Origin of the sequence: Streptomyces sp. Da 82-17 (genome assembly GCF_046098215.1) — a bacterium.
In the GTDB taxonomy this organism is placed as follows: Bacteria; Actinomycetota; Actinomycetes; order Streptomycetales; family Streptomycetaceae; genus Streptomyces.
In genome coordinates this window covers 212,951-229,921 of the sequence record NZ_JBJURH010000008.1, presented here as the reverse complement: position 1 = coordinate 229,921, position 16,971 = coordinate 212,951, and the positions used below count along the sequence as shown (strand labels likewise).

Here is a 16,971-nt window from a genome sequence, read left to right as displayed (position 1 = left end):
GGTTCGGGACATTTGGAGGTACGTGTGGGCATACCGAGACCGGTCCTCATCACCCTTGCCACCGCGACGAGCGCCGTACTGCTCGCGCCCCTCGGCGCCAGCGCCGACCCCGGCGGGCCCGCAGGGGCCGTGCGCGACAGCGGTGCGCGCACCGACGGCCGGGCCGCGCAGTCGCCCGCCTCCGCCACCGAACGCGCCCTGCGCGCGGCCCAGTCGGAGCTCGGCCGGTCGGGCGGCACCGCCGGCTATCCGCGCGAGCAGGTGCTTGAGGCCCAGCCGGAGAACCCCGGCGACAAGTCGATCAAGCTGGGCCTCACCCCGTACCACTCCATAGCCCCGCAGCTGAACGAGCTGCAGAAGCTGGGGGACCGGGTCAGCGTCGAGGTGCACGGGGAGTCCTCGAAGGGGCATCCGCTGTATCTCGTCACCGTGACGTCCCCCGAGTCGGCGGAGAAGGCGCGGGAGCAGGAGCGGATGCGGGAGCTGATCGAGCGCTCGCCCGCGCAGGCGGCCAAGGACCCGCAGATCAAGGCCCGTTACAAGACGCCGGTGTTCGTCAACAACAACATCCACGGCAACGAGTGGGAGGGCACGGACGCCGCCCTCGACCTCATCGAGGAGCTCGCCACCTCCAAGAGCGAGCGGACCGAGCGGCTCCTCGACACCTCGCGCGTCTACTTCAACGTGACGGCCAACCCGGACGGCCGGATCGCCGGAACCCGCGCCAACGGCAACGGCTTCGACCTGAACCGGGACTTCGTCACCGCGTCCCAGCCGGAGACCCGGGCGATGCGGCAGATCGCGATCGACAAGCAGCCGGCCGTGATGATCGACCTGCACGGGTACGTGAACGGCACGCTGATCGAACCGACCACTCCCCCGCACGGCGAGAACTACGAGTACGACCTGTTCCTGAAGAATTCCTACGCCAACGCGCTCGGTATGGAGAAGGCCGTCAACGGCCTCGGCTACACCGAGAAGGACGGCGTGCAGCCCGCCGTGATCCCGTTCCGGGACCAGGAGGAGGGCTGGGACGACTGGCCGCCGATCTTCACGCCGCAGTACATGCCGTTCCACGGCGCGGTCGCCTCGCACACCATCGAGTTCCCGATGCGGGTCAACAACGCCGACTACAACGCGCTGCCGGTGGCCGAGCTGCGCCGCCGTTCCGCGATCAACGTGGACATCGCGGGCGCGGCGATGCGCGCGACCCTCGACTTCGCGCGGGACCGGCGCGGTTCGCTGATCGCCGACCAGATCGAGACGTTCCGGCGTGCGGCGGCGGGCGAGAAGCAGGTGGAGGTCTCCGAGGAGACGGTGCCGGGCGTCCCGGGCATCGGTCCCGAGGACGTGTACACGACTCGGTTCCCGCGCGCGTACGTCATCCCGGCGGGCGCGGACCAGCGCTCGGGCACGGCGGCGGCCCGCCTGGTGAACCATCTGCTCGCCAACGACGTGCGGGTGGAGCGGGCGAGTGAGGCGTTCCGGCTGAACGGGCGGGCGTACGCGGCCGGTTCGTATCTGGTGGACCTGCACCAGTCGAAGCGCGGCATGGCGAACGTGCTGCTCGCGGACGGCTCGGACATCAGCGACAAGGTGTCGACGATGTACGACATCTCCGGCTGGAGTCTCGGTCTGCTGTGGGGTGCGGACGTGCGGGCGGTGCCGGAGGGCACGAGCCTCGGCATGAAGCGCGCCGCGGTGCGCTCGGCCGCGACGGCCGCCCCGGACCGGACCCTCGGCTCCCCCGAGGCGATCGCCGCGGCGAACGAGCGGGACCGTACGAAGGTCGCGGCGGCGGTGACGCCGGGTGAGCTGTTCGCGCTGCGGGAGATGGGCTTCGACGTGACGCCGGTGTCGACGGCGGTCCTCAACGAGGGCTTCGACTGGTCGGGCACGGACGCCCTGGTCGTCTCGTCCGGGCTCGCGCACGACAAGCTGAACGCGGCGGCGCGGAAGGCGTTCGACGGTTTCCTCGCGGACGGCGGCCGGGTCGTGGGGCGCGGTGCGCAGGGCGCGGCGTTCAACGCGTCGGCGAAGCTGCTCGACGTGACGGCGGTCGAGGGCAACGAGGCGGCCAACGGCGTGGTGCGGGTGCGGAACGAGGGCCCGCTCACGGAGGGCGCGCCGGCGCACAGCTTCGTGTACTCGCCGATGTGGTTCACCGGCCTGGGCTCGGGCGTCCGCGTCGAGCAGTCGTACGCCACCGGGAACCCGCTGGTCTCCGGTCACTGGCGGGCGGCCGACAACGGCAAGGGCGGTCCGGGCGACGCCGCGGGCCGGGCGTCCGTGGTCAGCGGGAGCGCGGGCGGCGGCGAGGTCGTGCTGCTCGGCACGGAGCCGATGTTCCGGGCGCATCCGAAGGGTCTGTACGCCCAGGTCGGCCGGGCGCTGCTCGGCTGATCGCGGCCGGTCCCCCGGCACGTGCCGAGGGCCGCGCTCCGGATTCCGGAGTGCGGCCCTCGGGCTGTTCACGGCCCGTCGTCGGACGGGGTGCGTGCGGTGGCTCAGGCGACGGCGAGGGTGACCTCGATGTTGCCGCGGGTGGCCTTGGAGTACGGGCACACCTGGTGGGCCTTCTCGAGCAGGGACTGGGCGGTGGCCGCGTCCACGGTCGGGATGGAGCCCTTGATGGCGACGATGATGCCGAAGCCGTCGTCGTTGGAGCCGATGCCGACCTCGGCGGTCACGAGCGAGCCCGTGATGTCGACCTTCTCGTTGCGGGCGACGACGCCGAGGGCGCCCTGGAAGCACGCCGCGTAACCGGCGGCGAAGAGCTGCTCGGGGTTGGTGCCCTCGCCGGAGCCGCCCATCTCCTTGGGCGGGTTGACGACGACGTCGAGCTTGCCGTCGTCGGCGGCGACGCGGCCGTCACGGCCGCCTTCCGCGGTGGCGACAGCGGTGTACTTCACGTCGGACTGCTGGATGGCCATGTGCTTGTTTCCTCCATCGTTGCGCCGCGCCGGGCTCGCGCCCACGACCCGGAACGGTCACGCCCTGAACCTTAACGGGTCGGGTTGACGACCATCTTTCCGGTGTTGGCACCGCGCAGGACGCCGAGGAACGCGTCCACGCCGTTCTCGATGCCTTCGACGACGGTCTCGTCGTACTTGAGCTCGCCGGACGCGATCCACGAGGCGACGTCCTGGACGAACTGGGGCTGGAGGTCGTTGTGGTCGGCGACGAGCATGCCCTGGAGCCGCAGCCGCTTGCCGATGATCATCGCCATGTTGCGCGGGCCCGGGGTGGGCTCGGTGTCGTTGTAGCCGGCGATCATGCCGCAGATCGTGACGCGGCCGTGCACGTTGAGGCGGCTGATGGCGGCCTCCAGGTGGTCGCCGCCGACGTTGTCGAAGTAGACGTCGATGCCGTCGGGGGCGGCCTCCTTCAGCTGCTGGGCGACCGGGCCCTTCTTGTAGTTGAAGGCGGCGTCGAAGCCGTACTCCTCGACGAGGCGCTTGACCTTGTCGTCGGAGCCGGCCGAGCCGATGACCCGGGAGGCGCCCTTGATGCGGGCGATCTGGCCGACCTGGCTGCCCACGGCACCGGCGGCGCCGGACACGAAGACCGCGTCGCCCTCCTTGAACGAGGCGACCTCCAGGAGCCCGGCGTACGCGGTGAGGCCCGGCATGCCGAGGACGCCGAGGTAGGCGGAGAGCGGGGCGAGGGAGGCGTCGACCTTCTTGGCGTGCTTCGCCGGCACGTCCGCGTAGTCGCGCCAGCCGAGGCCGTGCAGGACGTGGTCGCCGACGGCGAAGGCCGGGTCGTTGGAGGCGACGACCTCGCCGACCGCGCCGCCGTCCATGGGCTGGTCCAGCTGGAACGGCGGGATGTACGACTTCACGTCGTTCATGCGGCCGCGCATGTACGGGTCGACGGAGAAGTGCAGGTTCTTCACGAGGATGCGGCCCTCGGCCGGGGCGGCCAGGGGCACCTCGCGCAGCTCGAAGTCGGAGTGCTCGGGCCAGCCGTGCGGGCGGGCGACGAGGTGCCAGGCGCGGGCGGCGGAAGGCAGTGCGGACATGGGGCGGCCTCCAGATACGTGCGGGGGGGCGGCCGGGGCGGCTCGGCTCACCGGCGGCCAATTACTTAAGAACCTCAAACAACCATGCTCCTGCATATTTCATGTTGTCAAGTAAATGGGTACGCTGGTTCCCATGGCCACTTCCCGCACGCCCCGCACCGACCCGCTGACCCTCGAGGTCGTCGAGCTGATCGGCTCCGTCGTGAACCGCTACCACGACGCGTACGAGCGGGCCGCGGCCAAGCACTCCCTGACCGGCGCCCAGGCCCGGGTCCTCGGGCTGCTCTCGCTCGAACCGATGCCGATGCGGCGGATCGCGCAGAAGCTGAAGTGCGAGCCGTCCAACATCACGGGCATCGTCGACCGCCTGGAGTCCCGCGGTCTCGTCGAGCGCCGCCCCGACCCGGCCGACCGGCGCGTGAAGCTGGCCGCACCCACCGAGGAGGGCGCGCGCACGGCCCGCGAACTGCGCGACGGGCTCGACGACTTCGCGCGCGAACCCCTCGGGTCGCTCTCGCGGGAGCAGCGGGTGTCCCTGCGGGACCTGTTGCAGCAGATGCTGGAGGCGTGAGCCGAGCACACCTCCGGCTTACGTGCACCACCACAGGAACCGGTCGCACGTCTCCGTCGGCGTGGGCTCCGGGTCCGAGGGCCGAGTGGTCGACGGGGGCGGCGTGGGGCGCTGGCTCGGCGGGCGCTGCGTGTCGGCCGGGCGGGAACTCGGCTCCTGCTCCGGGGAGTCGGTGGCCCGGTCCGGCTTGTCGGTCTTCTTCGGCGCCGTCGTCGTGGGCGTGGCCGCCGGGGCGGTCGTGGCCGGTGCGGTGGTCGACGGTTCGCGGTCGCTGCGGTCGGCGCGGCCGGTCTCCGCGGCGGTCTGCGTGGGCTGGACGGCGTCCGTGCCCTCCGGGGCGTCCGGCCGGGCCGGGGCCGCGCGGTCCTCGGGCTGGTCCCCGCCGAGCTGGGCGGCGCCCACTCCCCCGGCGACGAGCAGGAACCCGGCGCCGACGACGAGGGCACGGGTACGACGGCGGCGCCGCTCGGTGTCCCGGCGGCGGGCGCGGCCCGCGGCGCGGCGGGACCGGCGCGGCTCGTCGGGCTCGGCGCCGCCCTGCGCCCCGGGTCCGGCGGCCGCCTCGACGGCCGCCATCTCCTCGGCGTACCGACGGCAGGCCTCGGCGGGCGTGCCGCAGCCCGGGCACGTGAGCGCGCCGTTGAGGTGCCGGCCGCACGGGTGGCAGTAGTCCATAAGTTCGGGAGGCTAGAGGCGACCCCGTAACGGATGAGGCAGACGGTGTGAAGGTTGTGTGCCGAGTCCTATGCGGCGCCCTCGGCCCGCGGGCCGGAGATGCCGCCTCTGAGGCGTTGTGCCCGAAGGACCAGTTCCAGTTCGAAGCGGCGGTCCGGGTCGTCGATCTCGTCGCCCCACAGCTCCCGGATCTGCCGCAGCCGGTAGCGGACGGTCTGCGGATGGACGCCGAGGCGGGCCGCGACCTCCGGGGCGCCACCGCGGGTCTCCAGCCAGGCGAGCAGGGTCTCGGCGAGACGGCGGCCGTGGGCGGGGCCGCACTCCGCGAGCGGGGCGAGGGTGCGCCGGGCCAGGTCGTTGATCAGCTCCTCGGGCTGCAGCAGGACGAGCGCCTCGGTGTGCTCGGCGCAGAACAGCACCTCGCCGCCGGGCAGCAGTCCGCGTTCCATCAGGCGGACCGCGGCCTCCGCCCAGCGCAGCGACTTGGCGGCGTCGAGGAGCGGCACGGGCGGGCCGATCGCCCCGGCCCAGCCGGTCATGGCCCGGCGCAGGAGTTCGGGCCGGCCGGCCGCGTCCGGTTCGGGCACGACCATGCAGGGCTGTTCGGTCTCCATGTCGAGCAGCACGTCCGGGCCGACGGCGGGCGCGACGGCCTCGCGGGCGGGCCGCAGCAGCACGCCGACGGCGACGCGTTCGGGCAGCGGCCAGCTCACACGGGCGGCGCGCTCGGCGATCGCCTCGAGTACATGCTGCGGCCCGGAGGGCCTCGTCGAGGGGTGGCGGTCGGGCGACGGGTGGGCCGTACGGTCGGTGCGGTGCTCGGCCAGCAGGAGTTCCATCAACTTCCGCTGCAGGCGCAGCCGTTCGCCGGCCTGCCGGGCCGCGGCCTCGGCGTAGCCGCGCACGGACTGGTCGACGAGGCCGTCCAGGTACTCGAAGCCCGCCTCGGCCAGCTCGTACATGGCCGGGGGCGGGATCTCGACGAGCTGGCCGATCTCGGCGAGGCGGCGCCAGGCCAGGCGGACGCCCAGGCGGTAGATGGCCTGCAGGGAGTCGAGGCTGCGGCCGTGCAGGCCCTCGCCGCGGCCGAACTCCTGGAAGACCTCCGGGTGGTAGCGGGGGCGGTCCTCGGTGTGCGCGATCTGCTGGACGAAGACTTCGAGGGCGCGGCGGATGCCGACGAGCGCCATGGGTTCGCCCGCCTCGTTGAGGACGACGGGCAGATGCGGGTACTCGCGGCGGATCTCGCGCAGGATGTCGTCGGCGAGGCGCGGCACCTCGTCCATGGCGAGGGTGGCGAACTGGGTCATCTTCAGCCGCGGCACCACCCGCCAGGCGGAGCGTGCGCTCATCGTGGTCAACGTCCCTGCTGCGCCTGCTCGTAGCTGATCAGGGGTGTGTTGGGCTGCTCCGGTGTGGCGCCCAGGAGGGCGACGACGCCGACGGCGGCGCCCACGGCGAGCGCGGCGGCGCAGAGCGCGGTCAGTGCTGCTGCGAGAAGTCGGTTCATGGCAGGGTCAGCCTCTCTCTCGGCGACACCACCCGGCTCGAAAGCCGTCCCCCTGCGCCGGTCCCCTCCGGCGACTGCCCAGTGTCCAGGGTCCATTGACAGTGCGTCAAGAGTGGGCCTACGGTCCCGGGCCAGACGCCTGCGCTCTTCCGCCCCGCCGACCAACGGGGCCCGCTCCACGTTTCGTGTGCCACGTCACACGCCTTCACCCGCTGCCGCTCCCGCCGCGCCCGCGCGCCGGTCGAGCGGCCTCCCGAACTCCTGGAGTGCCCGGATGCGCCGTACCGCCTCGCCTCTCTCGCTGGTCCTGTTCGGGGCCGGCGTCTTCCTGCTCGTCCTCGCCCCGCTGCTCGCCTGGTACGTGGAGCCGCGGGCCAAGCGCACCCCGCTCGACATCGACACGGTCACCGTCTTCGAGGGCAGGGGCGCCTACTTCGACACCGACAAGGTCAAGACCGTCGAGGGCGCCGACCTGACCGTGACCCGGCAGGTGCGCGGCGACGTCGCCGACAGCAGCGACGAGCACGCCGTGTGGGACGTGTCCACCTCGGTCGACCCGGACAAGTCGCTGCCCGCGGCCGACCCGCACGACTCGCTGCAGTGGACCACCGAGCGCTGGGTCACCGACCGCAGGACCAACGCGCCCGTGCACTGCTGCGACGAGCAGCCCTACTTCGAGGGCGAGGCCTACCTGAAGTTCCCGTTCGACGTTCAGGAGCGCACGTACCGCTGGTGGGACAACACCCTCGGCGCGACCGTGCCGTTGAAGTTCAGCGGCACGAAGAAGGTGCAGGGCTACGAGGGGCTGCGGTTCACCGGCTCCGTGAAGGCCACGAAGACCGGCACGCGGCAGGTGCCGGGCCGGCTCGTCGGGTCGAAGGCGAGCCAGGTGCTGGCCGAGGAGTGGTACGCGAACCACGGCGTGGAGCTGGTCGCCGACCGGCGCACCGGGCGGATCGTGTACGCGCAGATCGGGCCCCGCAAGACGCTCCGCAAGCCCGGCTCGGACAAGGACGCCGTGGTGCTCCTGGACAGCCGGAAGATCGCGTTCACCGAGAAGACCCAGAAGGCGCAGGTGGCGCTCGCTCGGAACGACAGCGGCCGGCTCCAACTGCTCGGCGAGACCGTCCCGTTGGGGGCCGCGGCCCTCGGCCTGCTCCTCGCGGCGACCGGCGGCCTCATGGTCGTACGCGGGCGGGTGCGTCCCCAGGGCGCGGGCGAAGTGTCGGACTGAATGCCTGGATTCCCGCACGAAGTGATGACCGGGCGGCGGGAACCGGGCCCGAAATTGTCACCTCGGTGAGTAGCCGCATCGAACGCCGGGGCGAAAACTGTCGACCCCCACCCACCGAACACACCGAACGGACACAGCGACACCACAGAGATCAGGCGATCGGCACAACCTCCGTACGGCCCTCGTACGGATCCCCAGAGCAAGTCCCCGGCACCACCGCGCACGACCACCCGCACCGCGCACCACCCCGCCCCCGTGCGGTCCCGCTCACCCCCACATTCGTTCCGCACCCCGAGACGAGTTGGAGCACGGATGCCCCAGCACGTACCTCCCACGCTGCACGCCCCGGACCCGGTCGAGGAGGCTCCGGCACCGCTGACCGCACCACCACCCGGCGACCGGTCCCCGCACCCGCGCCGGATCGTGTTCCTGTCCCGCCGCGACCTCGGCAACCCGGCCGCGGGCGGCTCCGAACTCCTCGTCGACCAGCTCGCCGGGGGTCTCACCCGCCACGGCCACCAGGTCACGCTGCTCTGCGGCGGCCCTGCCGCGTACCGCGACTACCGCGTGGTCTCGGCGGGCGGCGACCTCGGGCACTACCTGCGGGCGCGCTCCGCCTTCGGGCGGCAGGTCGGCGACTGCGATCTGCTCGTCGAGGTCTGCAACGGCATGCCGTACCTGGCGCCGCTGTGGCATCGCGGGCCGACGCTGTGCCTGGTCAACCACGTCCACACCGAGCTGTGGGGCATGCGCTACCCCGGCCCCGCGGCCCGGCTCGGCCGGCGCCTGGAGCACTGGGCGCTGTCGGGGGCGCAACGCGGCAACCTGCTCGTCGCCGTGTCCCCGTCGACGGCCGACGCGCTGCGCGACATCGGCGTGCCGGGCGACCGGATCCGCGTCGTGCACAACGGCGTCGACGACCCGGGCCCGCTCGAACCGCGCTCCGAGGAACCGCTGTTCCTCGCCATGGGCCGGCTCGTCGAGTACAAGCGCATCGACCTGCTGCTGCGGCTCTGGGAACGGGTGCGGCCCGTGACCGGCGGCCGGCTCGTGATCGTCGGCGACGGTCCCGAGCGCGGCCGGCTCGAACAACTCGCCGGTCCCGGCGTGGAGTTCGCGGGCCATGTGTCCGAGGCCGAGAAGCACCGGCTGCTGTGCGCGTCCTGGCTGCTGCTCCACCCCTCCGCCGTGGAGGGCTGGGGCCTGGTCGTCACGGAGGCCGCGACCCGCGGCACCCCGGCGATCGGCTTCGACGTGCCGGGCCTGCGCGACTCCGTCGAGGACGGCGTGACGGGCGTCCTCGCGCGCGGCGAGTCCTCGTTCGCCGCGGCCTGGTGCTCCCTCGCGCTGTCCGCCGAGCGGCGTACGGCGATGGGCAAGGCGGCCGCGAGCCGGGCGGCGGACTACCGCTGGGCGAACACGGTGAGCCGCTTCCGTGAGGTGGCGGTCGAGGCTGTCGAGGCGCGGAGGGACAGGTGACCGCCGACCACCGCACCGGTCCGGGGGCTCCGCCCCCAGGCGCCCCCGATCGCCCTTCGGGCTCGTCCTCAAGCGCCGGACGGGCTGATTTTCCCCCACTGAAGGACCCGTCCTTCAAAAGGTCCCTCACCCTCTTCCGTGCCTTCCTGCGCGAGCAGCAGGACCCCGAGCGCGCCTACACCCTTCTCGCCCGGGACGCCGCCGATCAGGTCGAGGCGGTGGACGGGCCGCTCGACGGGCGGACCGTCGTCGACGTCGGCGGCGGGGCCGGGTACTTCACCGCGGAGTTCCGGCGGCGCGGCGCGCAGGCGTACCTCTTCGAGCCGGACGCCGGGGAGCTGGGCGCACAGCCCGCTCCCGGGACCGTGCGCGCGGACGGGTATCTGCTGCCGCTCGCGGACGGTGTCGCGGACGTCGCGTTCTCCTCGAACGTCCTGGAGCACGTCGACGACCCGGCGACGTTCCTCAGCGAGCTGGTGCGCGTGACGCGGCCCGGCGGGCTGATCTACGTGTCGTTCACCAACTGGTGGTCGCCGTGGGGCGGCCACGAGTGGGCGCCCTGGCACTACCTGGGCGCCGACCGCGCCGTGGCCCGCTACCGGCGGCGCACCGGCGGCCCGCCCAAGCACACCCTCGGCGAGAACCTGTTCGCCGTGCACGTCGGGCCGACGCTCCGGCAGGTGCGGGCCCGCGACGACGTGCGTGTCCTGTCGGCCAGGTCCCGCTACTGGCCGTTCCTCGCGGAGGCCGTGCCGAAGGTGCCGGTGCTCCGCGAGTTCGCCACCTGGAACCTTCTTCTCCTTCTCCGGCGGTGTCCATGACCAGCACGGTCCAGGCTCCACAGCTGCCTCCCCAGGCGCCCCGACCCACCCCGGGCGCCCCGCCGGCGCCGCCCGCGGGGCCACGGTCCAGGTGGTGGCTCGTCGGCTTCTGGGCCGTGGCGTTCGTCCTGTTCGTCGCGGCGGCCCCGGGCCGGATGACGTTCGAGACGAAGCTGGGCGTGGCCACCGACCCGTGGCGGTTCCTCGGCGACCTGGGCCGGTTGTGGCAGGACGAGGCCGGGTTCGGCGGGATCTTCAACCAGTACGTGGGGTACGCGTTCCCGTCGCTGCCGTTCTACGGGCTCGCGGACCTCGTCCAGTTGCCGGTGTGGCTGGCGGAGCGGCTGTGGATGTCGCTGATCGTCGCCACCGCGTTCTGGGGTGCACTGCGGCTCGCCGAGCGGCTCGGCGTCGGCTCGTCGAAGTCCCGGCTGCTCGCGGCGACGGCGTACGCGCTGTGGCCGACGTACACCGTGGTCGTCGGCTCGACGTCGGCGGCGGCGCTGCCGGGTGCCGTGCTGCCGTGGGTGCTGCTGCCGTTGGCGAACCACGCGGTGAGCGCGCGGGTCGCGGCGCTCAGGTCGGCGGTGGCCATCCCGTTCATGGGCGGCGTGAACGCGGCGTCGGTGCTCGCCTCGCTGCTCCCGGTCGGTCTGTTCCTGCTGTCCCGGCCGGGCGGCGCCCGCAAGCGGAAGCTGATCGCCTGGTGGGTGCCGGGCGTGCTGCTCGCCACGGCCTGGTGGGTGGTGCCGCTGCTGCTGCTCGGCATGTACGGCGAGAACTTCCTCGCGTACGTGGAGACTTCGCAGACCACGACCGACACCATGTCCGCGACGGAGACGCTGCGCGGCGCCGGCAACTGGGTGGCGTATCTGCACTTCGGCGAGGCCTGGCTGCCCGCCGGCTGGACCGTCGCCACGGCCTGGCTCGCGGTCGTCGGCTCCGGGTTCGCGGCGGCGCTCGGCCTGGCCGGGCTGGCGCGGCGCGACCTGCCGGAGCGGCGCTGGCTGGTCCTGACCGTGCTGTCGGTCGCGCTCATCACCCTTGCCGGGTACGGCGGTTCGTTCGGGGCGCCGTTCCACGGGACCGTGCAGGCACTGCTCGACGGGGCGCTCGTGCCGTTCCGGAACATCTACAAGTTCCAGTCGGGCCTGGCGCTCGCCCTCGTCCTGGGGCTCGCGCACCTGGTCGGCGTGGCCGCGGTCGCGCGCGGGGCCCGGCCGCTGCGCGCGCGCCGCTTCGCCCCGCTGATCGCCGCCGCCCTGGTCCTGCCCGGCCTGGTCCTGCCGTACGTGAACGGCTCGATCCTGCAGCCCGGCGCGTTCAAGGACCTGCCGAACCACTGGAAGTCCACGGCGAGCTGGCTGGAGAAGCACGCGCCGGACTCGCGCGCCCTGGTCGTGCCCGCCACCGCGCACGGCATCTACACCTGGGGCTCGCCCATCGACCAGCCCCTCGACGTGCTCGCCGGGTCCCGCTGGGCGCAGCGCGACTACGTGCCGTTCGGCGCGCCCGGCAACCGACGCGCCCTGGACGCCGTCGAGCAGGCCCTGCAGACCGGCGGCCAAGTCCCGGGGCTGCAGGACTACTTGGGACGCGCGGGCCTGCACTACGTGGTGGTCCGCAACGACCTCGACCCGGACCAGATCGGGTACGTGCCGACGGCCACCGTGAAGCGCACCCTGGAGGCGTCCGGATACGAGCGGGTCACCGGCTTCGGGCCGCAGACCACCGGCGGCCGGATCGCCGACGACACCCCGATCCAGGTCGAGGGCCTCTACCCGCGCAGCCGGGCCGTGGAGATCTACCGGCCCGCGGACGCGCAGGAGCCCGGGCGGGCGGGCCTGAAGCCGGTCGCGGACACCGCCGTCGTCAGCGGCGGCCCCGAGTCGCTGCTGCCGCTCTCCGCCGACCCGTCGATGCGGAACCGGCCCGCCGTGCTCACCGGCGACCACCACCCGGGCCTCGGCAAGGCCCCGCTGCAGGCGGTCGGGGACGGGCTGCGCCGGGCCGACACCCGGTTCGGGCTGGTCAACGCCAACACGTCGTACCCGTACACCCCCGACGAGCGGAACCACAGCGGGAGCGTGCAGGACGCCGGGAAGGAGCCAAAGCAGATCCTGCCGACCGAGGGCGTGCGGCATCAGACGACGGCCGCGCTGCGCGGCGCGAAGTCGGTGACCGCGTCGTCGTCCGGGAACTGGCTGTTCCACCTGCCGCAGTACGACCCGGTGAACGCCTTCGACGGCTCGCCGGACACCGGCTGGGCCGAGGGCAGCGCGGGCTCCCCGGAGGGCGAGTGGCTGCGCGTCGCGTTCGACGAGGCCGTCGACGTGCCCGGGCGGCTCGCGGTGACGCCGCTGCCGCAGAACGGGGTGCGGCCCGCGCCGACGAAGGTGCGGGTGGAGACCGAACAGGGCGCCGAGGTCAGCCAGTTGCAGCCGAACGGGCAGCGGCAAAGGATCAACGCCCCGGCGGGCAGCAGCAGTTGGCTGAAGGTGACGATCCTCGCGACGCAGGGCTCGCGGCCCGGCCTGTCCGGGGCGGGCTTCGCGGAGATCTCCGTGCCCGACGTGCAGGTCACGCGGATGCTCAGCCTGCCCGCCGACGCGCGGGACGCCGACGCGGACGCCACCCGCTTCGCCCTGCACCGGAACGCCGACCCGGGCGGACTCAACCCGTCCGGCACGGAGAACGGCCTGCACCGCCGCATCACCACGGGCACGCCCGGCGCGTACGAGGTGAAGGCGAGCGCGGTCGCGATCCCCGGCCGGGAACTGGACGAGCTGCTCTACAAGGTGGCGCCCGAACAGAAGAAGCAGCTGAAGGCGAGCGCCGGCTCGACCGCGCGGATGGGCGCGAACATCTCGCCGCGCAACCTCACCGACGGCGACCTGACGACGGCGTGGATCGCCGGCGGCAGCGGCAGGCAGTCGGTGATCCATCTGCGCTGGCCGGACAAGAAGCCGGTCGACGAGATCGTGCTCGCGGCGGCCGGCGGCCTCTCGTCGCGGCCCACGAAGGTGGAGATCAGCTCGCCGGACGGGGCGACGGTCGCCGGGGTCGACGAGAACGGGCAGGCCCGCTTCGACCCGATCACCACCGACCGGCTCGACATCACGGTCACCGAGACGGCCCCGCTGACCCTCTACAACCCGGTCGCCGACGACAAGCTGCAACTGCCGGTCGGCCTGACCGAGGTGTACGTACCGGCCCTGGAGGAGTACCGCACCAAGCAGCCCGACGCCGACCGGACGTTCCGGCTCCGGTGCGGGGAGGGGCCGGTCCTTTCCGTCGACGGCACGTACCACGCGACGTCCGCGAAGGGCACGGTCCGCGACCTCGTGGAGCGGAGGCCGATCGAGGTGACGCTGTGCGCGGGCGACGAGAAGGACGGCAGCGTCGACCTGGCGAGCGGCACGCACCGCGTCGAGGCCGGGGACGCCGGGCCGCTCGCGATCACCGACGTGACGCTCACCCGCGGCACGGTCGCCGAACCGTCGGCCGCCCCACGGGACGTGCGGGTCCGCGACTGGTCGGGCGACCGCCGCACCCTGACGGTCGGCGCGGGCGAGGCCTCGTACCTGACGACGTACGAGAACGTCAACGAGGGCTGGACGGCCACCCTGGACGGCGAGGAGCTGACGTCCGTGCGGCTCGACGGCTGGCAGCAGGGCTGGCTGGTGCCGGAGGGCGCCGGGGGCTCGGTGGAGCTGGAGTTCGAGCCCGCGGGCACGTACCGGGCGGGCATCGCAGGCGGCGCCGTGGGCGTGCTGCTGCTCGTCGGCCTGGTGCTGTTCCGGCGCCGGGCGGCCGACCCGGACGGCGGCGCCGTCACGGCACCTCCGGCGCCGGGGCTGCTGCTCGGCACGGTCGCCCTGACCCTGGTGGGCGTGGTGATCGCGGGGCCGTTCGCGCTGCTCGTGCCGGTGCTCGCGGTTCTCGCGTGGTGGCGGCGCGCGCTGCTCGTGCCGATCGCCTTCCTCGCGATGGCGGCGGCGGGCGTCACGGCGGCCCTGGACGCGGGCTCGACCCCGTCGGCCGGGGTGGGCGCGTTCTCGCCGACGGCCCAACTCCTCGCTTTGACCGGCCTGTTCGCGGCCCTCGTCTCCGTACGGGAGCGGACCGGGCGGCACCGGGACGACGGCGGGCGGCCGGACGGGCCCGAGCCGGGGCCGGGCGGAGGGGACACGGCCGCCATGCCGCCGCTGCCCCAACGCCACCGCACCCCGGACCCGACGACCCCGGCCCTGGGCACCCCCACGTCCGGCCCGACCCTGTCGGCCCGCGCCCCCTCGACGGCCCAGCCCGCCCCGCCGACGGGCCCCGTCACCCCGCGCAGACCCCGACTCCGGCCGACACCGCCCGGCGAGCAGGGGGAGGCGCGATGACCCCATCGGCACCCGAGCCGGGAACGGGGGCGAGCGCCCCGCGGCGCTCGTCCCAGGCAGGGCCGCCGTCGGGCGACCCGCGCCTCCCGAACGTCTCCCGCCCGACACCAGCGCCCCCAACTCCGCCGCCCGCACCGCCAGTTGGAGCACAGGCACCGGAACATCTCCCCCGGGAGGACCGATGACCGCCGTCGAACGGCCCCCCGTACCGCCCGAGCCGCCCGAGCCCGCCGCAGCGCCCGTACCTCCCGTACCGCCGCCCGCCACGCCCCGGCGCGTGCCCTTCCCCGTCGTGGACGAGATCGCTCGGCACTGTCTGCAGGACGCGGAGCCGGAGACCGTGCACATCGAGGTGCATCTGCCGGGGGTCGTGGACGAGGAGCGGCTGACGCGGGCGTTCAACGAGGCGCTGCTGCGGCATCCGCGGATCCTGATGCGCGAGGCGCCCGGCGGGCCCGGACGGCTGCGGTACGTCTGGGAGTTGACGGCCGCGCCGGACGTGCCCGTGGTGGCGTTCCCCGAGGGCGGGCCGGGCGCCCTTGAGGCCGCCCGGCGGCGGGCGCTCGCCGAGGCCCCGCCCCTGGACGCCTCGCCCCCGGTCCGGCTCGACGTCGTACGGGACCCCGAACGGCCGGGCGGCTGCGTGCTGTTCCTCGTCGTCAACCACACCGCCCTGGACGGCCCGGCCTGCCTGCGCGTCCTCGCCACCGCGGCCGAGCTGTACGGCGGCCGGGACAACGCGCCCGCCCCCGCCCCGGTCCGCGCCGCCGACGGGCCGGAGCGGGACGCCGTGCCCATGCCGGGCGGGTTCGCGCGGCCCGCGCACGTCGCGCCCGGCCGGCACCGCGAGCCGCACCCCGGCAACGGCATGCTCGTCGCCGAACTGCCCGTGCCGAAACGGCCGAAGGGCGCCCCGTACACCGTCAACGACCAGCTGATGGTGGCGACGGCGCTGATGATCGCCCGCTGGAACCGGGACCGCGGCCGGGCGCCGCGGCCGATGCGGATCACCATGCCCGTGGACGACCGGCCGCGCGGCGCGGACATGCCCATCGGCAACGGCACCCGCCTCGTCGAAGTCCCGTTCACCGCCGCCGAGCTGGACGAACGGCGGATCGGCGAGCTGCTCCGTACGACCGCGTTGCGCACCCGCGCGCTCAAGGCCCTGGACCGGCCGCAGCTCGGGCACGGGGCGGCGCTGCTCACCGCGCCCGTCCTGCCCGTCGGCGTGCGGGCCGCGCTGACCCGGGCGCTGCGCCGGGCCGCCGGGCCGTGGACGTCGACGACGCTGCTCAGCAACATCGGCCGCATCCCGTACGCCCTGGACTTCGGGGACGCGGGCCGGGCGCACGCCGTGTGGTTCTCCGCCCCCGCCCGGCTGCCGCGCGGCCTGACCGTGACGACCGCGTCCACCGCCGGCCGGCTGCACCTCGCCCTGCGCTGGTCGCGGACGCTGCTCGGCCCGGACGACGGGGCGCGCCTGCGGGACCTGTTCGAGCAGTACCTGCACGCGACCGAGGAGGCAGCCCCGTGAGCACCGCCGACACCCCGCCCGCCGGGCTGCGCGACTTCTACGAGAACCCGGCCGTGCCGGTCGCCTCCGGGGACGCCCGCAGCCTCCGCCAGGCCCGCATGCTCGCCGACGCGCTCGGCCCGGCCGGAGCCCACCCCTCCGTCGTCCTCGACGTGGGCTGCGGGGACGGCACGGCGGCCCGCGCGGCGGCCCCGCTGCTCGCCGGGCACCGGGTGATCGGCGTGGACTGGTCGCAGGACGCGCTGCGCCGCGCCCGCACGCACCTGTCGGACGTGCTGCGCGGCGAACTCACCGACGGCGGGCTCCCGTTGGCGACGGGCAGCGTGGACGCGGTGCTGTTCAGCGAGGTGATCGAGCATCTCGTCGACCCCGACAGCGCGCTCGACGAGCTGCGCCGGGTGCTCCGGCCGGGCGGGCATCTGATGCTGTCCACGCCCAACCTGGCCGCCTGGTACAACCGCGCGCTGCTGCTCGCCGGGGTGCAGCCGGTGTTCTCCGAGGTGAGCCTGCGCGGCATCCACGGCCGGCCGGGCAGCGAGGTCGTCGGCCATCTGCGGCTCTACACGGCCCGCGCCCTGCGGGAGTTCCTCACCGCCTCAGGCTTCCGGGTCGTACGGATCGCGGGTGCGCCGTTCCACGGGGTGCCGCGCCCGCTGCGGGCCCTGGACCGGCTCGCCTGCGCCCGGCCGAGCGCCGCGTCGATCCTGCTCGCCCACGCCGTCAGGACCTGAC

13 protein-coding genes are annotated in these 16,971 nt (G+C 74.0%); 8 read left to right on the top strand and 5 right to left on the bottom strand.

From position 1 onward, the window contains the following. Positions 1-24: 24 nt before the first annotated feature. Positions 25-2,403, top strand: coding sequence for a M14 family zinc carboxypeptidase (locus tag ACIDOF_RS16515; RefSeq protein WP_409006621.1), 2,379 nt, complete (start codon positions 25-27; stop codon positions 2,401-2,403). 104 nt (positions 2,404-2,507) lie between these two features. On the opposite strand, the gene ACIDOF_RS16510 is transcribed toward ACIDOF_RS16515, so the two are convergent. Further along, positions 2,508-2,933, bottom strand: a complete 426-nt coding sequence (locus tag ACIDOF_RS16510) for an organic hydroperoxide resistance protein (protein ID WP_409006620.1) — start codon at positions 2,931-2,933, stop codon at positions 2,508-2,510. 71 nt (positions 2,934-3,004) lie between these two features. Continuing rightward, entirely contained in the window at positions 3,005-4,024 is a 1,020-nt protein-coding gene (locus ACIDOF_RS16505; RefSeq protein ID WP_409006619.1) for an NADP-dependent oxidoreductase, read from the bottom strand. A 133-nt stretch (positions 4,025-4,157) separates the two neighbouring features. Here ACIDOF_RS16505 and ACIDOF_RS16500 point away from each other — a divergent pair, with 133 nt between their 5' ends. Further along, positions 4,158-4,595 (top strand): MarR family winged helix-turn-helix transcriptional regulator, encoded by a 438-nt coding sequence (locus ACIDOF_RS16500; RefSeq protein WP_409006618.1) that lies wholly within the window; start codon positions 4,158-4,160, stop codon positions 4,593-4,595. 18 nt (positions 4,596-4,613) lie between these two features. On the opposite strand, the gene ACIDOF_RS16495 is transcribed toward ACIDOF_RS16500, so the two are convergent. The 3 genes from ACIDOF_RS16495 to ACIDOF_RS16485 all read right to left on the bottom strand — a co-directional run bounded on the left by ACIDOF_RS16495 (position 4,614) and on the right by ACIDOF_RS16485 (position 6,780). Further along, a complete protein-coding gene (locus ACIDOF_RS16495; protein ID WP_409006617.1) occupies positions 4,614-5,270 on the bottom strand; it encodes a hypothetical protein in 657 nt (218 codons plus the stop codon). Positions 5,271-5,338: 68 nt separating this feature from the next. Beyond that, the gene (locus tag ACIDOF_RS16490; RefSeq protein ID WP_409006616.1) at positions 5,339-6,622 is read right to left on the bottom strand and encodes a helix-turn-helix domain-containing protein; all 1,284 of its coding nucleotides are present in this window, start codon (positions 6,620-6,622) and stop codon (positions 5,339-5,341) included. 5 nt (positions 6,623-6,627) lie between these two features. Next, the gene (locus ACIDOF_RS16485) at positions 6,628-6,780 is read right to left on the bottom strand and encodes a hypothetical protein (protein ID WP_409006615.1); all 153 of its coding nucleotides are present in this window, start codon (positions 6,778-6,780) and stop codon (positions 6,628-6,630) included. A gap of 274 nt (positions 6,781-7,054) precedes the next feature. On the opposite strand from ACIDOF_RS16485, the gene ACIDOF_RS16480 reads away from it, so the two are divergent. From ACIDOF_RS16480 to ACIDOF_RS16455, 6 genes are all read left to right on the top strand, one after another. Further along, the gene (locus tag ACIDOF_RS16480) at positions 7,055-8,014 is read left to right on the top strand and encodes a DUF3068 domain-containing protein (RefSeq protein WP_409006614.1); all 960 of its coding nucleotides are present in this window, start codon (positions 7,055-7,057) and stop codon (positions 8,012-8,014) included. 312 nt (positions 8,015-8,326) lie between these two features. Continuing rightward, positions 8,327-9,493: a glycosyltransferase family 4 protein gene (locus tag ACIDOF_RS16475; RefSeq protein WP_409006613.1), complete on the top strand. Its 1,167-nt coding sequence runs from the start codon at positions 8,327-8,329 to the stop codon at positions 9,491-9,493. 98 nt (positions 9,494-9,591) lie between these two features. Next, entirely contained in the window at positions 9,592-10,314 is a 723-nt protein-coding gene (locus ACIDOF_RS16470; protein ID WP_409006752.1) for a class I SAM-dependent methyltransferase, read from the top strand. Next, positions 10,311-14,705: an alpha-(1->3)-arabinofuranosyltransferase gene (locus ACIDOF_RS16465; protein ID WP_409006612.1), complete on the top strand. Its 4,395-nt coding sequence runs from the start codon at positions 10,311-10,313 to the stop codon at positions 14,703-14,705. Before ACIDOF_RS16470 ends, ACIDOF_RS16465 begins: the two co-directional genes overlap by 4 nt. A gap of 181 nt (positions 14,706-14,886) precedes the next feature. Beyond that, positions 14,887-16,239, top strand: coding sequence for a condensation protein (locus ACIDOF_RS16460; protein ID WP_409006611.1), 1,353 nt, complete (start codon positions 14,887-14,889; stop codon positions 16,237-16,239). Beyond that, positions 16,236-16,970 carry a class I SAM-dependent methyltransferase gene (locus ACIDOF_RS16455; RefSeq protein ID WP_409006610.1) on the top strand — a complete coding sequence of 245 codons (735 nt, stop codon included), beginning with the start codon at positions 16,236-16,238 and terminating at the stop codon, positions 16,968-16,970. The genes ACIDOF_RS16460 and ACIDOF_RS16455 overlap by 4 nt, the downstream gene beginning before the upstream one ends. Position 16,971 lies beyond the last annotated feature (1 nt).